This is a genomic window from Pseudomonas sp. St386, from assembly GCF_018325865.1.
Lineage (GTDB): Bacteria > Pseudomonadota > Gammaproteobacteria > Pseudomonadales > Pseudomonadaceae > Aquipseudomonas > Aquipseudomonas brassicacearum.
The window spans coordinates 306,095-322,389 of the sequence record NZ_AP021900.1; the positions used below are offsets into that span (position 1 = coordinate 306,095).

General features: G+C 62.7%; 13 protein-coding genes. 6 read left to right on the forward strand and 7 right to left on the reverse strand.

From position 1 onward, the window contains the following. Positions 1-108 precede the first annotated feature (108 nt). Genes KI235_RS01305 through KI235_RS01315 form a run of 3 tightly spaced genes read left to right on the forward strand, consistent with a single transcriptional unit; the run spans position 109 to position 5,317 of the window. On the forward strand, positions 109-1,212 hold the full coding sequence (locus KI235_RS01305; protein WP_003196615.1) for an efflux RND transporter periplasmic adaptor subunit: 1,104 nt from the start codon (positions 109-111) through the stop codon (positions 1,210-1,212). Then, positions 1,209-2,273 carry an efflux RND transporter periplasmic adaptor subunit gene (locus KI235_RS01310; protein WP_003196618.1) on the forward strand — a complete coding sequence of 355 codons (1,065 nt, stop codon included), beginning with the start codon at positions 1,209-1,211 and terminating at the stop codon, positions 2,271-2,273. Before KI235_RS01305 ends, KI235_RS01310 begins: the two co-directional genes overlap by 4 nt. Further along, positions 2,270-5,317 (forward strand): efflux RND transporter permease subunit, encoded by a 3,048-nt coding sequence (locus tag KI235_RS01315; RefSeq protein ID WP_003196619.1) that lies wholly within the window; start codon positions 2,270-2,272, stop codon positions 5,315-5,317. Before KI235_RS01310 ends, KI235_RS01315 begins: the two co-directional genes overlap by 4 nt. A gap of 220 nt (positions 5,318-5,537) precedes the next feature. Here the strand turns inward: KI235_RS01315 and KI235_RS01320 are convergent, their stop codons facing one another. Beyond that, positions 5,538-7,757, reverse strand: a complete 2,220-nt coding sequence (locus tag KI235_RS01320) for a heavy metal translocating P-type ATPase (RefSeq protein ID WP_013692031.1) — start codon at positions 7,755-7,757, stop codon at positions 5,538-5,540. An 86-nt stretch (positions 7,758-7,843) separates the two neighbouring features. Here KI235_RS01320 and cadR point away from each other — a divergent pair, with 86 nt between their 5' ends. Then, positions 7,844-8,290: a Cd(II)/Pb(II)-responsive transcriptional regulator gene (gene cadR, locus KI235_RS01325; RefSeq protein ID WP_212795450.1), complete on the forward strand. Its 447-nt coding sequence runs from the start codon at positions 7,844-7,846 to the stop codon at positions 8,288-8,290. A 191-nt stretch (positions 8,291-8,481) separates the two neighbouring features. On the opposite strand, the gene KI235_RS01330 is transcribed toward cadR, so the two are convergent. The 3 genes from KI235_RS01330 to KI235_RS01340 all read right to left on the reverse strand — a co-directional run bounded on the left by KI235_RS01330 (position 8,482) and on the right by KI235_RS01340 (position 11,163). Continuing rightward, complete coding sequence (locus tag KI235_RS01330) at positions 8,482-9,453, reverse strand: thymidylate synthase (RefSeq protein WP_003196624.1); 972 nt, start codon at positions 9,451-9,453, stop codon at positions 8,482-8,484. Between the two features lie 49 nt (positions 9,454-9,502). After that, positions 9,503-10,312: a prolipoprotein diacylglyceryl transferase gene (gene lgt / locus KI235_RS01335; RefSeq protein ID WP_003196626.1), complete on the reverse strand. Its 810-nt coding sequence runs from the start codon at positions 10,310-10,312 to the stop codon at positions 9,503-9,505. A 68-nt stretch (positions 10,313-10,380) separates the two neighbouring features. After that, the gene (locus KI235_RS01340; RefSeq protein WP_003196628.1) at positions 10,381-11,163 is read right to left on the reverse strand and encodes a sulfite exporter TauE/SafE family protein; all 783 of its coding nucleotides are present in this window, start codon (positions 11,161-11,163) and stop codon (positions 10,381-10,383) included. Between the two features lie 196 nt (positions 11,164-11,359). On the opposite strand from KI235_RS01340, the gene KI235_RS01345 reads away from it, so the two are divergent. Then, positions 11,360-12,106: an NRDE family protein gene (locus tag KI235_RS01345; RefSeq protein ID WP_013692032.1), complete on the forward strand. Its 747-nt coding sequence runs from the start codon at positions 11,360-11,362 to the stop codon at positions 12,104-12,106. Positions 12,107-12,229: 123 nt separating this feature from the next. Here KI235_RS01345 and ptsP read toward each other — a convergent pair whose 3' ends face one another. Both ptsP and KI235_RS01355 read right to left on the reverse strand, forming a co-directional pair. After that, positions 12,230-14,509 carry a phosphoenolpyruvate--protein phosphotransferase gene (gene ptsP / locus KI235_RS01350; protein ID WP_003196632.1) on the reverse strand — a complete coding sequence of 760 codons (2,280 nt, stop codon included), beginning with the start codon at positions 14,507-14,509 and terminating at the stop codon, positions 12,230-12,232. A 22-nt stretch (positions 14,510-14,531) separates the two neighbouring features. Further along, on the reverse strand, positions 14,532-15,011 hold the full coding sequence (locus tag KI235_RS01355; protein WP_003186867.1) for an RNA pyrophosphohydrolase: 480 nt from the start codon (positions 15,009-15,011) through the stop codon (positions 14,532-14,534). A 143-nt stretch (positions 15,012-15,154) separates the two neighbouring features. On the opposite strand from KI235_RS01355, the gene KI235_RS01360 reads away from it, so the two are divergent. Further along, positions 15,155-15,811, forward strand: a complete 657-nt coding sequence (locus tag KI235_RS01360; protein ID WP_003196633.1) for an HAD family hydrolase — start codon at positions 15,155-15,157, stop codon at positions 15,809-15,811. Between the two features lie 35 nt (positions 15,812-15,846). Here the strand turns inward: KI235_RS01360 and KI235_RS01365 are convergent, their stop codons facing one another. Further along, positions 15,847-16,272 carry a DUF2269 family protein gene (locus KI235_RS01365; protein WP_003196634.1) on the reverse strand — a complete coding sequence of 142 codons (426 nt, stop codon included), beginning with the start codon at positions 16,270-16,272 and terminating at the stop codon, positions 15,847-15,849. Between the last annotated feature and the right edge of the window lie 23 nt (positions 16,273-16,295).

A 16,295-nucleotide genomic window follows, 5' to 3' on the forward strand; every position in this document is an offset into this window, starting at 1 on the left:
GAGACGATCAGTTTGCCTGATTTGTGCTCCTGTTGTATTCGTTGAACCCTGTTCTAAGCTCACAGTCGTATCGTCACTGGTACGTCCGTACAGCGCAAAGGAGTCTGCATGGCTGGTCCCCGAATCAAACTGATAGTTGGCCTGGGCCTCTGTGCGATGTTGGCCGGATGCGGTGATGACAAGCCTGTGGAAAAAGCCCTGCCACGGGTTTTTGTGCAGCAAGCCGTGCCCAGCGAATACGCCGCTTCTGTGACCCTGACCGGCGATGTCCAGGCGCGGGTGCAGGCTGACTTGTCGTTTCGCGTGGGTGGCAAGATCATCGAACGCAAGGTCGATGTCGGCGCCCGGGTCTCGGCCCGGCAAGTGCTGGCCCGGCTCGATCCTCGGGACCTGCAGACCAACGTCGACTCCGCCGAGGCCCAGGTGGCTGCAGAGCAGGCGCGGGTCAAGCAGAGTGCGGCGGCGTTCGTGCGCCAGCAGAAACTCTTGCCCAAGGGCTACACCAGCCAGAGCGAATACGACGCTGCCCAGGCTCAACTACGCAGTAGCCAGAGTGCGCTGACCGCTGCCCAGGCCCAACTGGCCAACGCCCGCGAGCAACTGAGCTACACCGCACTGATTGCCGAGGCACCGGGCATCATCACGGCGCGTCAGGCGGAAGTCGGCCAGGTGGTGCAGGCCACGGAGCCGATCTTCAGCCTGGCCCGGGATGGCGAACGCGACGCGGTGTTCAACATCTACGAATCGCTGTTGAGCGAACCGCCGTCGGACCCTGCAATCACCATCAGTTTGCTGGATAACCCCGCCATCAAGACCACCGGCACGGTGCGTGAGATCACCCCGGCGGTGTCTGCCCAGACCGGCACCGTGCAGGTCAAGGTCACCCTCGATGATTTACCCGAAGGCATGCACTTGGGCTCGGTGGTCAGTGCCACGGCCAAATCCGCCGGCAAGACCGCCTTCGAGCTGCCCTGGTCGGCCCTGACCAAGAACCTCAGTGACCCGGCCGTGTGGCTGGTGGATGGTGAGGGCAAGGCGCAGTTGCAGACGGTGACCGTCGGCCGTTACCTGACCGGCAAAGTCATCATCAGCGATGGCCTCAAGGGCGGTGAGAAAATCATCACCGCAGGCGGGCAATTGCTACACCCCGGCGTACGCGTCGAGATCGCTGAAAACACCTCTGAAAAAACCAGGCCGGGAGCCCAGCCATGAAGCGTTTATGGATGGTCTCGGCCGGCCTCTTGCTGGCTGCCTGCTCCAAGGAAGAAGCGCCACCCGAACCGGTGCGCCCGGTGTTGTCCATTGAAGTCAGGGCCCTCGACCAGCAGGCGCTTGGGCGGTTCGCCGGGAATATCCAGGCGCGCTACGAGAGCGACGTGGGTTTCCGCGTGCCAGGACGGATCGCCAGCCGCAATGTCGACGTCGGCGCGGAGGTGAAGAAGGGCGACCTGCTTGCCACGCTCGACCCTACCGACCAGCAGAACCAGTTGCGCGCCGCCCAGGGCGATCTGGCGCGGATCGAGGCGCAGTACATCAATGCCCAGGCCAATGCCCGCCGCCAGCAGCAATTGTTCGACCGTGGCGTCGGTGCCCAGGCGCAGTTGGATATCGCCCAGACCGATTTGAAAACCACAGGCGCTTCCCTTGAACAGGCCCGGGCTTCGGTGGAGCAGGCCCGCGACCAGCTCAACTACAGCGAACTGCACACCGACCACGACGCCGTCGTCACGGCCTGGAATGCCGAAGCCGGGCAGGTGGTCACCGCCGGCCAGCAAGTGGTGACCCTGGCCCGCCCGGACATCAAGGAGGCGGTGATCGACCTGCCGGCCGGTCTGGCCGAGCGCCTGCCCGCGGACGTGGTGTTCGAGGTCGCCGCGCAATTGGACCCGAGCATCCACACCACCGCCACCGTGCGCGAGATCGAACCCCAGGCCCAGAGCGCCACCCGCACCCGCCGCGCGCGCCTGACATTGGCCGATACGCCGCCAGGTTTTCGCCTGGGCACGGCCATCAGCGTGACCCTGAGCTCGACCATCGAACCGCGCATCGAGCTGCCACTCAGCGCGTTGCAAGAGATCGACGGCAAGGCGCGGATCTGGCTGGTCGACCCGCACAGCCAGACCGTCTCGCCCCGTGACGTGCGGATTCTCGAACGTTCGGCCAGCTCGGTGCTGGTGGCCAACGGCATCAAGGCCGGCGATCGCGTGGTCAGCGCCGGGGTGAACAGTCTCCAGCCGGGGCAGAAAGTGAAACTCGACGAGGAAGCACGATGAAAGGGCCTTTCAATCTGTCCGAATGGGCCCTGCGACATCAGTCGTTCGTCTGGTACCTGATGTTCGTGGCATTGTTGATGGGCGTGTTTTCGTACATGAACCTGGGGCGCGAAGAAGACCCATCGTTCACCATCAAGACCATGGTCATCCAGACCCGTTGGCCTGGCGCGACCCAGGAAGAAACCCTCAGGCAGGTCACCGATCGCATCGAGAAGAAACTCGAAGAGCTCGATTCCCTCGACTACGTCAAAAGCTACACCCGACCGGGGGAGTCGACGGTGTTCGTGTACCTGCTCGACACCACCGGGGCCAAGGATATCCCCGAGATCTGGTACCAGGTGCGCAAGAAGATCAACGACATTCGCGGCGATTTTCCTGACGGCCTGCAAGGGCCCGGGTTCAACGACGAGTTCGGCGATGTCTACGGTTCGGTGTACGCCTTCACTGGCGATGGCCTGTCGATGCGCCAGTTGCGCGACTACGTAGAACAGGTGCGCGCCGAGATCCATGACGTCCCGGGCCTGGGCAAGGTCGAGATGGTGGGCGAGCAGGACGAAGTGCTCTACCTGAACTTCTCCACGCGCAAACTTGCCGCCCTGGGGATCGATCAACGACAAGTCGTGCAAAGCCTGCAAACCCAGAACGCCGTGACCCCGGCCGGGGTCATCGATGCCGGACCCGAGCGGATTTCCGTGCGCACGTCCGGGCAGTTCCAATCCGAAAAAGACCTGGCCAACGTCAACCTGCGGCTCAATGACCGCTTCTATCGACTGGCCGACATCGCCGATATCAGCCGCGGTTACGTTGACCCTGCCACGCCGATGTTCCGTTTCAACGGCACGCCGGCCATCGGCCTCGCCATCGCAATGAAGAAGGGCGGCAACATCCAGGATTTCGGCAAGGCGTTGCATGCGCGCATGAGCGAGCTGACCGCTGACCTGCCGGTAGGCGTTGGCGTGCATACCGTGTCGGACCAGGCCGAAGTGGTGGAAGAGGCGGTCGGCGGCTTCACCAGTGCCTTGTTCGAGGCGGTGATCATCGTCCTGGTCGTCAGCTTCGTCAGCCTCGGCGTCCGGGCCGGACTGGTGGTGGCCTGCTCGATTCCGCTGGTGCTGGCGATGGTCTTCCTGTTCATGGAATACAGCGGCATCACCATGCAGCGGATTTCCCTCGGTGCGTTGATTATCGCCCTCGGCCTGCTGGTGGACGACGCGATGATCACCGTGGAAATGATGGTCACACGCCTGGAAAAAGGCGACAGCAAGGACCAGGCCGCGACGTTCGCCTATACCTCGACAGCGTTCCCGATGCTCACCGGGACCCTGGTGACCGTGGCCGGCTTCGTGCCCATCGGCCTGAACGCCAGTTCCGCTGGTGAGTACACATTTACCCTATTCGCAGTCATCGCCGTGGCGATGCTGGTGTCGTGGATCGTCGCGGTGTTGTTTGCCCCGGTGATCGGCGTGCACATCCTCAGCACCAATGTGAAACCCCACAGCGCCGAGCCGGGGCGGATCGGCCGGGCGTTCAACGGCGGCCTGCTGTGGGCGATGCGCAATCGCTGGTGGGCCATCGGCATTACCGTGCTGCTGTTCGTGCTGTCGGTGTTTTGCATGCGCTTCGTGCAGAACCAGTTCTTCCCGTCCTCGGACCGGCCGGAAATCCTGGTGGACCTCAACCTGCCGCAGAACGCCTCAATGGACGAGACCCGCCGGGCCGTCGATCGCCTGGAAGCGACCCTCAAGGGCGACCCGGATATCGAGCGCTGGAGCACCTACATCGGCGAAGGCGCGATTCGCTTTTACCTGCCGCTGGACCAGCAACTGCAGAACCCGTACTACGCGCAACTGGTGATTGTCAGCAAGGGCCTGGAGTCGCGCACGGCCCTCACCGAGCGCCTGCAAAAGCGTCTGCGCGAGGATTTCGTCGGGATTGGCAGCTACGTGCAGGCCCTGGAAATGGGGCCGCCGGTGGGCCGGCCGATCCAGTACCGGGTCAGTGGCAAGGACATCGACCAGGTGCGCAAGCATGCTATCGAACTGGCCACCGAGCTGGACAAGAACTCGCACATTGGCGAAATAATTTACGACTGGAACGAACCGGGCAAGGTGCTGCGCATCGACATCGCCCAGGACAAGGCGCGGCAGTTGGGCTTGTCTTCCGATGATGTGGCCAGGCTGATGAACAGCATCGTCAGCGGCTCGCCCGTGACCCAGGTCAACGACGATATTTACCTGATCGACGTGGTCGGCCGTGCCGAAGATGCCGAGCGTGGTTCGCCGGAAACCCTGCAGAACCTGCAAATCGTCACCCCGGGCGGCACCTCGATTCCGTTGCTGGCGTTCGCCACGGTGCGCTATGAACTGGAACAACCCTTGGTATGGCGTCGTGACCGCAAGCCGACCATCACCATCAAGGCCGCCGTGCGCGACGAGATCCAGCCCACCGACCTGGTCAAGCAATTGCAACCGGCCATCGACAAGTTCGCTGCCGGTCTGCCAGTGGGCTACAAGGTCGCCACGGGCGGTACGGTGGAAGAGAGCAGCAAGGCCCAAGGGCCGATCGCCAGTGTCGTGCCGTTGATGCTGTTCTTGATGGCGACCTTCCTGATGATCCAGCTACACAGCGTGCAGAAACTGTTCCTGGTGGCGAGCGTCGCGCCTCTCGGGTTGATCGGCGTGGTGCTGGCGCTGGTGCCGACGGGCACGCCCATGGGCTTCGTGGCGATCCTCGGGATCCTCGCGTTGATTGGCATCATCATCCGTAACTCGGTGATCCTGGTGACCCAGATCGATGAATACGAACGTGACGGCTACGAGCCCTGGGATGCCGTGGTGGAAGCCACCGAGCACCGACGCCGACCGATCCTGCTCACGGCGGCTGCGGCGAGCCTGGGGATGATCCCGATCGCCCGGGAAGTGTTCTGGGGGCCGATGGCCTACGCGATGATCGGCGGGATCATCATCGCGACGCTACTGACGCTGCTGTTCCTGCCGGCGCTGTATGTGGCCTGGTACAAGATCCGCGAGCCGAAGCGCGATTGAATTGGCGTTAACTCATGAGGGCTGCTGTGCAGCCCATCGCGAGCAAGCTTTGCTCCCACAGCAGATATGTGGTGATTCAAGTTCTGTCTTCACAAAGATCCAACTGTGGGAGCAAGCTTTGCTCCCACAGCAGATCCGTGGTGAATTCAGATTCTGTATTCGCAAAGATCTGTGGGAGCAAAGCTTGCTCGCGAGGCGTCATTTCAGCCCCCTGAGCGCTTCATTTGCGCAACAACCGCAACCCATTGAACACCACCAGCAAACTCACCCCCATGTCGGCGAACACCGCCATCCACATGGTGGCGAACCCGGCGAAGGTGAACCCGAGGAAGATCGCCTTGATCACCAACGCCAAGGCAATGTTCTGTTTCAGGATGCTTGAAGTCTGCCGCGACAGGCGAATGAAAGCCGGGATCTTGCGCAGATCATCGTCCATCAAGGCGACATCGGCGGTTTCGATGGCCGTGTCGGTGCCGGCCGCCGCCATGGCGAAACCGATTTCCGAACGGGCCAGGGCCGGGGCGTCGTTGATGCCGTCGCCGACCATGCCGACGCGGTGACCCTGGGCGTACAACGCTTCGATGGCTTGCAGCTTGTCTTCGGGCAGCAGGTCGCCCCGAGCCTGGTCCATGCCTACCTGCGCGGCAATCGCGTCGGCGGTGTGGGCGTTGTCGCCGGTGAGCATCAAGGTCTTGATGCCCAGGCCATGCAGTTGCCGGATGGCCTCGCGGCTGGAGTCCTTCACGGTGTCGGCCACGGCAAACAGCGCCAACGGGCCTGTAGCGTCGAGCAGCAGCACCACGGACTTGCCTTGTTTTTCCAGGGCGAAGAGTTTCTCTTCCAGTTCGGGCGAGCACAGGCCGAGGTCTTCCACGAGGCGGTGATTGCCCAGGTGATAAGTCTGCCCGCCGATGTCGCCGCGCACGCCGCGCCCGGCAAGCGCCTCGAAGTTATCCACAACCTGCTGTGTCAGTTGTTTATCCACAGCCGCGTTGGCAATCGCCCGGGAAACCGGGTGGTCGGAGCGGGCAGCGAGGCTGGCGGCCAGGGCCGGAGCGGTGGTTTCCACGCTCGGGTCCAGCGCCACATAGTCGGTTTGCACCGGCTTGCCGTGGGTGATCGTGCCGGTCTTGTCCAAGGCCAGGTAGTCGAGCTTGTAGCCGCCCTCCAGGTACACGCCGCCCTTGACCAGGATGCCTTTGCGCGCAGCGGCGGCGAGGCCGCTGACGATGGTCACGGGGGTGGAAATCACCAGTGCGCACGGGCAAGCGACCACCAGCAGCACCAGCGCCCGGTAGATCCAGTCGAACCACGCCGCGCCCATGAACAGCGGTGGGATGATGGCTACAGCCAGGGCCAGGACAAACACCGCCGGGGTGTAGATTTTCGAGAACTGGTCGACGAAGCGCTGGGTCGGCGCGCGGGAGCCCTGGGCCTGTTCCACGGCGTGGATGATTCGCGCCAGGGTGGAGTGATCGGCCGCCGCGGTCACGGTGTATTCCAATTCGCCGGCCTGGTTGATGGTGCCGGCAAACACCTTGTCGCCGATGGTTTTTTCCACCGGCAGGCTCTCGCCCGTGATCGGTGCCTGGTCAATGGTCGAACGACCGGCGACCACGTCGCCGTCCAGGCCAACCCTTTCGCCCGGGCGAACCCGTACCCGCGCACCGAGGGCGATGACTTTTACGTCTTGCGCCTGCCAGCTGCCATCGGCCTGTTGCACGGTGGCCTGTTCCGGGGCCATCTGCATCAGGCCACTGATGGCGTTGCGCGCCCGATCGAGGGATTTGGCTTCGATCAGCTCGGCCACGGTGAACAGGAACATCACCATCGCCGCTTCCGGCCATTGGCCGATCAACACGGCGCCGGTCACGGCGATGCTCATCAGCGCGTTGATGTTCAAGTTGCGGTTCTTCAGGGCGATCCAGCCCTTCTTGTAGGTACCCAGGCCGCCGCTGAGGATCGACACCAACGCCACCAGCGCGACCACCCAGTTTGGCGCGGCGCTGGTGAAGTGGATCAACTCGGCACCCAGGGCCGTCACGCCGGACAGCGCCAGCGGCCACCAGGGCTTGGCCGGGGCGGGCAAGTCAGGGGTGGCTTTCTCTTTGCCTGGCGTCATCGGCTCGGCCTGCATCCCTAAGGATTCGATGGCCTTGATGATGGGCGCGTCGCTAGGCAAATCATGGGTCACGCCCAGCACGCGGTTGATCAGGTTGAAGTCCAGTTGCTGCACGCCTTCGAGCTTGCCGAGCTTGTTCTGGATCAGCGTCTGTTCGGTGGGGCAGTCCATGGCTTCGATGCGGAAACTGCTCAGCCGCGCACCGTCCGTCGGCGTTTTGTCGAGGATGACCTGCGACGGGGCTGCTTTCGATGCGCAGCAGGAATGCCCGTGGTCATGGCCGTGGTCGGGTTTGTGGATGTGAAGGGAATCGCTCATCGGGTGACGTCCGTGAAAAGTGCCTGTTGCGCAGTAAAGACCCTGTAGCCACTATAGGGTCAAGCACCTATTTGGGAGGCCGCACCATGAAGATCGGAGAACTGGCGAAAATCACTGACTGCCAGGTCGAAACCATCCGTTACTACGAGCGCGAAGGCTTGCTGCCGGAACCGGCCCGCAGCGACGGTAATTACCGCGTCTACACCCAGGCCCATGCCGAGCGGCTGACGTTCATCCGCAACTGCCGCACCCTGGACATGACCCTGGAAGAAATCCGCAGCCTCCTGGCCCTGCGCGACAGCCCCCAGGACCAGTGCGAAAGCGTCAACGCGCTGATCGACGAACACATTCAACACGTCAAGGCCCGCATCGACGGCCTGCTGGCGTTGCAGACGCAACTGATCGACCTGCGCCATCGCTGCGGCGAAGGACCGGACCTGGATCAATGCGGGATCTTGCGGCGGTTGGAAGTCAGTGGAGCGGTGGCGCCGGAGGTGGAGCATTCGCATGTGGGGCGCAGCCACGGGCATTAAGCCCTTGCCGCTAATCCGAATACACAGAGGCCTATAGGCGAGCCTGTGGGAGCAAAGCTTGGTGCGATCCTGTGGGAGCAAAGCTTGCTCGCGATGAACGATAACGCGATCTTCTGACGGATCGAGGCGTTTCCATCGCGAGCAAGCTTTGCTCCCACAGGCCCGTCCACAGGGGTGATGGTGGGATTCTTTTAGACCGCCATCGGCGCGGTCATCGGCGCGTGGTGCTGGTAGCCTTCGAGGGAGAAGTCGCTCGGTTCCACCAACTCCAGCCACTCAGGCTGGTACACACCGGTCTTGGCGAATTCCGGCACACGCTCGGAAATCACCAGCTTGGGCATCGGGAACGGCTCGCGCGTGAGCTGTTCGTTAAGCATGTCCAAGTGGTTTTCGTAGACGTGGGCATCGCCGATGAAATAGGTGAACCAGCGCGGTGTGTAGCCGGTCAGGCGACCGATCAGGCTCAGCAGCGCGGCGCCTTCGGTGAGGTTGAACGGCGTGCCCAGGCCCAGGTCGTTGGAGCGGATATAGAGGGTCAGGGAGATTTCCCTGGTCTCGACATTCGGGTGGAACTGGTAGAGCAGGTGGCACGGCGGCAGGGCCATCTCATCGAGCTGGGCGCAGTTCCAGCCGTGGAACAGGATGCGCCGGCTGCCCGGGTCCTTGATGATGGTGTCGACACACTGGCGAACCTGGTCGATGGCCTTGTACAGCACCACGTAGGCCTGGCCGTTTTCTTCGCCTTCGGCGATCTGCCGGTAACCCTGGGCCAGGGTCTGCTCGATGGCCGCCGGGTTGCTCAGGGGGATCTGTTTGTAGGCCGGCCACTTGCGCCATTGCACGCCATAGATCTCGCCCAGGTCGTCTTCGCCCTGGCGGAACGGGTTGGCCAGCCACTGGGCGTTTTCGTTGGCGTTCTGGTCCCAGACCTTGCAGCCCAGGGCTCGGAATTCGGCGGCATTGTTTACGCCGCGCAGGAAGCCGCACATCTCGCCGATGGCCGATTTGAAGGCCATCTTGCGGGTGGTGATGGCTGGGAAGCCATCTTTCAAGTCATAGCGCAGCATGGCGCCGGGGAAGCTGATGGTGTTCACACCGGTGCGGTTGGCTTGCTTGGTGCCGTTCTTGATGACGTGGGCCACCAGATCGAGATATTGCTTCATGGGTTACCTGTGTCCTTGAACCCAGGGCCAGCGCCCCGGGGTTCGAATTTTAAACCTTGGCCGCCGCAGCCGGCGCACGATGATAAGCCAGCCAGATCAGCGCCAGGCCGCCGACGATCATCGGCAGGCACAGCACCTGGCCCATGGTCAGCCAGTTCCACGCCAGATAGCCGAGCTGGGCGTCCGGTACGCGGACGAATTCAACGATGAAACGGAAGATCCCGTAGAACAGCGCAAACATGCCCGACACCGCCATGGTTGGCCGTGGCTTGCGCGAGAACAGCCAGAGGATCAGGAACAGTGCCACGCCTTCGAGGGCGAACTGATACAGCTGCGACGGGTGGCGCGGCAGCTGCGCCGGATCGCTGAACGGCGGAAAGATCATCGCCCACGGCACGTCGGTCGGCTTGCCCCACAATTCGGCATTGATGAAGTTGCCGATGCGCCCGGCGCCCAGGCCGATCGGCACCATCGGCGCGACGAAGTCCATCAGCTCGAAAAACGATTTGTTGTTGCGCTTGCCGAACCACAACGCCGCCAGCATCACGCCGATGAACCCACCGTGGAACGACATGCCGCCCTTCCAGACCTCGAAGATCAGCGTCGGGTTGGCCAGGTACGCACTCAGGTCGTAGAACAGCACGTAACCCAGGCGCCCGCCGACGATCACGCCCATGGATAGCCAGAACACCAGGTCGGAGAGCTTTTCCTTGTTCCAGGTCGGGTCGAAACGGTTGAGCCTGCGCGACGCCAGCAACCAGGCGCCGCCGATGCCGACCAGGTACATCAGGCCGTACCAGTGGATTTTCAGCGGGCCGATGGCCAGGGCCACCGGATCGATCTGCGGGTAAGGCAGCATTGATATTCCTCGTAAACGTCAAAAATACCCGGGCGACGCTGCCACCTCGGGATTAAGCCAGGATTGCGTCAGAACAGGAAACTCAAGCCGACGCAGAATAGCAGGGCGGCGAACAGCCGCTTGAGCAAGCGCGGTGACAGGCGATGGGCCAGCCGCGCACCGAAGCGGGCGAAGACCATGCTGGTCAGGGCGATGCCCAGCAGCGCCGGCAAATACACAAAACCGAGACTATGGGCCGGCAGCAGCGGATCGTGCCAGCCCAGAATCATGAAACTTAAAGCACTGACCACGGCGATGGGCAGTCCGCAGGCCGATGAGGTTGCGACCGCCTGCTGCATCGGCACGCTGCGCCAGGTCAGGAACGGCACGGTCAGCGAACCGCCACCGATGCCGAAAATCGCCGAGGCCCAGCCGATCACCGTGCCGGCCAGGGTCAGTCCGGCCTTGCCCGGTACGCTGCGACTGGCGTTGGGCTTGAAGTCCAGGGCCAGTTGCACGGCAACGATCAGGGCGAACACGCCGATGATCTTTTGCAGGTGCGGGCCGGAAATCGCTTCGGCGGTGATCGCGCCGAATCCGGCACCGATCAGGATCCCGACGGTCATCCAGGCGAAAATCGGCCAGCGCACCGCGCCTTTGCGCTGGTGCTCACGCACGGCATTGACCGAGGTGAAGATGATTGATGCCAGCGAGGTGCCGACGGCCAGGTGCGTCAACACCTGCGGGTCGAAGCCCTGCAGGGTGAAACTGAACACCAGCACCGGGACGATGATGATCCCGCCCCCCACGCCGAACAACCCGGCCAGCACGCCGGCGCAGGCGCCGAGCAGCAGATAGAGCACAAATTCCACCAGCGTCTCCCCACCCATCCCCGAAATAAGAGCGGCATGGTAACGGATCCATGGTCCCTGGCTCCACTGAAGGCGATGGATGCATGATGGATGTGTGAGTAGAGTGGCTAATGATCGCTGTCCCTGTGGCGAGGGGATAAATCCCCTCGCCACAAAAGCGGTGTCGTTCAGCTTCATTTTTAAACAGGACAACCTGATGTGCCTGATCGTATTTGCCTGGCGACCCGGCCATGCCCGGCCGCTGATCGTGGCGGCCAACCGCGACGAGTTCTATGCCCGGCCGACCTTGCCCCTGGCCCAGTGGCCTGATGCGCCCCATGTGCATGCCGGGCGCGACCTGGAGGCCGGCGGCACCTGGCTCGGCATTGGCGCCGAGGGGCGCTTTGCAGCGCTGACCAACATTCGTGACCCGGGCCAGTTGCCGGCATTCAAGTCGCGTGGCGAACTGGTGGCGCGGTTTCTGACCGGAAATCTTTCGATTGCCGAGTATTTGAGCGAAATCGTGCCCCGCGCCAGCGAGTATGGTGGGTTCAACCTGCTGCTCGGCGATGGCGTCGAGCTCTGGCACCACAACGCCCGCGATACCCAGCCGCAGCGGTTGGGCGAGGGGCTCTATGGCTTGTCGAACGCTGGGCTGAACACACCCTGGCCCAAGTTGCTCAAGGCCCGCGCGGCGCTGGGCGAAGTGCTGGACGATCCGCGGCCTGAGGCACTGCTTACGCTGTTGAACGACCCGCAACCTGCTTCGGTGGCTGAGCTGCCTGATACGGGGGTGGGAGTGGCGACCGAGATGCTGCTATCGAGTGTGTTCATCGCCAGCCCGGCCTACGGGACGCGGGCCAGTACGGCGCTGATTGTCCATGCCGACGGGACGCGGCAGATGGTCGAGCGCAGTTTCGGGCCGCATGGGGGGCATTTGGGGGAGGTGGAAGTCAGGGTTTAGTTTTTGCTGTGTGATTGCCGGCCTCATCGCGAGCAAGCTCGCTCCCACAGTGGATCTTCAGTGAACACATATTTTGTGAACAACCGAGATCCCCTGTGGGAGCGAGCTTGCTCGCGATAGGGGTCAGAGGGTCTTGTTCGAAGCCGGATTGATCATCCGCGCCAACCCAAGGTTCTTCAGCGCCAGTTGCAAGGAGCTGTGGATTACTTGCGGGTTGTCGATGGTCATCACCTCCGCGAGCAATTCCTGGGCCTTGCTGAGGTTGATCTGGCGCAGCATCCACTTCACTTTCGGCAGGTTGGTGGCGTTCATCGACAAGCTGTCGAACCCCATCGCCATCAGCAGCACTGCCGCCGCCGGGTCGCCGGCCATTTCGCCGCAGATGCTCACCGGCTTGCCTTCGGCATGGGCATCACGCACCACGTTCTGCAAGGCTTGCAGCACCGCCGGGTGCAGGTAGTCGTACAGGTCCGCGACCCGCGGGTTGTTGCGGTCCACGGCCAGCAGATACTGGGTCAGGTCGTTGGAACCCACCGACAGGAAGTCCACCTGCCGCGCCAGTTCCTTGGTCTGGTACACCGCCGCCGGAATCTCGATCATCACGCCCACTGGCGGCATCGGTACATCGGTGCCTTCGTCGCGTACTTCGCCCCAGGCCCGGTGGATCAGGTGCAGGGCTTCTTCCAGTTCATGGGTGCCGGAGATCATCGGCAACAGGATGCGCAGGTTGTTCAGGCCTTCGCTGGCCTTGAGCATGGCGCGGGCCTGGACCAGGAAGATTTCCGGGTGGTCGAGCGTCACGCGAATACCGCGCCAGCCGAGGAACGGGTTGTCTTCCTTGATCGGGAAGTAGGACAGGGACTTGTCGCCGCCGATGTCCAGGCTGCGCATGGTCACCGGTTGCGGGTGGAACGCGGCCAGTTGTTCGCGGTAGATCGCCAGCTGTTCCTTTTCGCTGGGGAAGCGCTGGTTGATCATGAACGGCACTTCGGTGCGGTACAGGCCCACACCTTCGGCGCCACGTTTCTGCGCCCGGGCCACGTCGGCCAGCAGGCCGGTGTTGACCCACAGCGGCATGCGGTGGCCGTCGAGCGTCACGCACGGCAGGTCCCGCAGCGCATCCAGGCCCAGGGACAGTTGCTTTTCTTCCTCGACCACATCGGCAAACTGCTTGCGCAGCACGTCGCTGGGGTTGGTGTAGACCTCGCCGTGGTAGCCATCGACGATCATCTGGATGCCGTCGACCTTGGAGTACGGCAGGTCCACCAGGCCCATCACCGTCGGGATGCCCATGGCCCGGGCCAGGATTGCCACGTGGGAGTTGCCCGAACCCAATACCGAGACCAGCCCCGCCAGCTTGCCTTCGGGCACTTCGCCGAGCATGGCCGGGGTCAGCTCTTCGCTGACCAGGATGGTGTTGTCGGGGTAGACCAGGGTCTGCTGGCGCTCTTGCTGCAAGTAGGCCAGCAACCGGCGGCCAAGGTCCTTGACGTCCGAGGCCCGCTCGCGCAGATAGGCGTCGTCCATCAGTTCGAAACGGTTGACGTGGTCGGTCACCACCTGGCGCAGTGCGCCCTGGGCCCACTGGCCGGTCTTGATGATGGTGGTCACTTCGCTGCCCAGGGAGGCATCGTCGAGCATCATCAGGTAAACGTCGAACAGCGCGCGCTCTTCAGGGCGCAACTGCGTCGCCAGCTTGGCCGACAGGGCGCGCATGTCGGCGCGCACGCCTTCGATGGCGGTCTTGAACAAGCCCAATTCGGCGTCGATATCGGTGATGGTCTTGTCTGGCACCACGTCCAGGTCGGCGGGCGGCAACATGACCACCGCCGTGCCCACCGCCGCGCCCGGTGAACCCGGTACGCCGACGAACTTGGCTTCCTGGATGCCCTTGCCCTGTCGACCCAGGCCGCTGATCGAGCCGGTGGCCTCGGCGTGGGCGATAACCCCGGCCAGTTGCGCGCTCATGGTCACGAGGAAGGCTTCTTCACCCTCATCGAACTGGCGGCGTTCTTTTTGCTGGATGACCAACACGCCGACAACGCGGCGGTGGTGGATGATCGGTGCGCCGAGGAACGAGGCATAGCGCTCTTCGCCGGTTTCGGCAAAGTAGCGGTAGCGCGGGTGATCCGCAGCGTTTTCGAGGTTCAGGGGTTCTTCGCGTGTGCCGACCAGACCGACCAGGCCTTCATTGGGGGCCATGCTGACTTTGCCGATGGAGCGCTTGTTCAAGCCCTCGGTGGCCATCAGCACGAAACGATTGGTCTCGGGATCCAGCAGGTAGACCGAGCAGACCTGGCTGCCCATGGCCTCTTTGACACGCAATACAATAATCCCCAACGCCGCCTTGAGATCCTTGGCGGAGTTAACTTCCTGGACGATCTTGCGCAGCGTATTGAGCATGGCTCGGGGTCGAACTCCGTCGTCAGTCGCGCGTCAGCAGGCGCGGGGCAAGCTCTTTGAGAGCGCGTCGGTACACTTCGCGCTTGAATGTCACCACCTGGCCCAACGGATACCAATAGCTGACCCAGCGCCAGCCATCGAACTCCGGTTTACCGGTCAAATCCATCCGCACCCGCTGCTCGTTGGAGATCAGGCGCAGGAGAAACCATTTCTGCTTCTGGCCGATGCACAGCGGTTGGCTGTGCGTCCTGACCAGGCGTTGCGGCAAACGATAGCGCAACCAGCCTCGGGTGCAGGCGAGTATTTCGACATCTTCTCGCTCAAGCCCCACTTCTTCGTTCAACTCGCGGTACAAGGCCTCTTCCGGCGTCTCCTGGGGGTTGATCCCGCCCTGGGGAAACTGCCAGGCGTCTTGATTGATACGGCGAGCCCATAGCACCTGCCCTGCATCATTCGTAAGAATGATCCCCACATTGGGGCGGAAACCATCGGGGTCGATCACGGCAACAACCTCGCAAACGCATGTCGCCGCATTGTTCCACAAAGGTTGTGAAAGCAGCAACGAGCCCGCCTAGCTTATGTGCACTCTTGTGAAAAGTCCGTATTCTGGACGCCTTTCTTCAGATTTTTCAGCGAGTAACTGCAATGCGGCTGGCTTTATTCGACTTGGACAACACATTGCTGGGCGGCGACAGCGACCACGCGTGGGGCGATTACCTGTGCGAGCGCGGTTTCCTGGACGCTGTGACCTACAAGGCACGCAACGACGAGTTCTACCAGGATTACCTGGCCGGCAAGCTCGACAACGCCGAGTACCTGAATTTTTGCCTGGAAATTCTCGGTCGTACCGAAATGCACGTGCTGGCCCAGTGGCACCTGGACTACATGCGCGACTGCATCGAGCCGATCGTCTTGCCCCAGGCCATCGAATTGCTGGAAAAGCACCGTGACGCCGGCGACAAGCTGGTGATCATCACCGCCACCAACCGCTTTGTCACCGGGCCGATTGCCGAGCGCCTGGGCGTCGAAACCCTGATCGCCACCGAGTGCGAGATGATCGACGGGCGCTACAGCGGGCGCAGCACGGATGTCCCGTGCTTTCGCGAGGGCAAGGTGACCCGGCTGAACCGTTGGCTGGAAGAGACCGGGCATTCGCTCGACGGCAGCTATTTCTACAGCGACTCGATGAATGACCTGGCGCTGCTGGAGGTGGTGACGCATCCGGTGGCGGTGGATCCGGATCCGAATCTTCGGGTCGAGGCCCAGAAGCGGGGTTGGCCGGTGATTTCGTTGCGCAATTGACTGTGGGAGCAAGCCTTGCTCCCACAGACTGTGTTTTAAACCGGCTTGGCCCCCATCAACCCCGCAATGGCGATAAAGCAGACAACACTGAACAGCGCCAAGGCAAAGGTAAACTTCCCGCTACCTCCCGGCGTCTTGCGCAATTTGTTCAGTCGCACCACCAGCCAGAACCCCGCCAGCGCCGCCACGGTGTAGAGCACGCTGGAAGCCAGCAGCCAGGTCTGCCCCAGCGACCAGCCAACCTGATGCACCATCCACCAGCCCGTGAAGGGCAGGCTTGCCAGTGCCAGGATCATCACCAGCCAGATGAACAGCCGCGGACGTTGCAGCGTGCGCGCCGCCGCCGTGGCATCGCCGTTGCGGCGCGTGCGCCAGACCCAGATGGCCAGCCCCAGGGCGCCCGCCAGCAGCAGTACGGTGGCGATGACGTGAGCGATCTTCAGCGCAGTCAATGTTTCCATTGTTGGATTTTCCTCAAGTCTTG

Excerpts from the sequence above, each read along its gene's own strand:
- KI235_RS01345 (WP_013692032.1), top strand. The coding sequence starts at position 11,360 with ATGTGCCTGATCGTATTTGCCTGGCGACCCGGCCATGCCCGGCCGCTG.
- lgt (WP_003196626.1), bottom strand. The coding sequence starts at position 10,312 with ATGCTGCCTTACCCGCAGATCGATCCGGTGGCCCTGGCCATCGGCCCG.
- cadR (WP_212795450.1), top strand. The coding sequence starts at position 7,844 with ATGAAGATCGGAGAACTGGCGAAAATCACTGACTGCCAGGTCGAAACC.
- ptsP (WP_003196632.1), bottom strand. The coding sequence starts at position 14,509 with ATGCTCAATACGCTGCGCAAGATCGTCCAGGAAGTTAACTCCGCCAAG.
- KI235_RS01365 (WP_003196634.1), bottom strand. The coding sequence starts at position 16,272 with ATGGAAACATTGACTGCGCTGAAGATCGCTCACGTCATCGCCACCGTA.
- KI235_RS01330 (WP_003196624.1), bottom strand. The coding sequence starts at position 9,453 with ATGAAGCAATATCTCGATCTGGTGGCCCACGTCATCAAGAACGGCACC.
- KI235_RS01315 (WP_003196619.1), top strand. The coding sequence starts at position 2,270 with ATGAAAGGGCCTTTCAATCTGTCCGAATGGGCCCTGCGACATCAGTCG.
- KI235_RS01320 (WP_013692031.1), bottom strand. The coding sequence starts at position 7,757 with ATGAGCGATTCCCTTCACATCCACAAACCCGACCACGGCCATGACCAC.
- KI235_RS01360 (WP_003196633.1), top strand. The coding sequence starts at position 15,155 with ATGCGGCTGGCTTTATTCGACTTGGACAACACATTGCTGGGCGGCGAC.
- KI235_RS01305 (WP_003196615.1), top strand. The coding sequence starts at position 109 with ATGGCTGGTCCCCGAATCAAACTGATAGTTGGCCTGGGCCTCTGTGCG.
- KI235_RS01310 (WP_003196618.1), top strand. The coding sequence starts at position 1,209 with ATGAAGCGTTTATGGATGGTCTCGGCCGGCCTCTTGCTGGCTGCCTGC.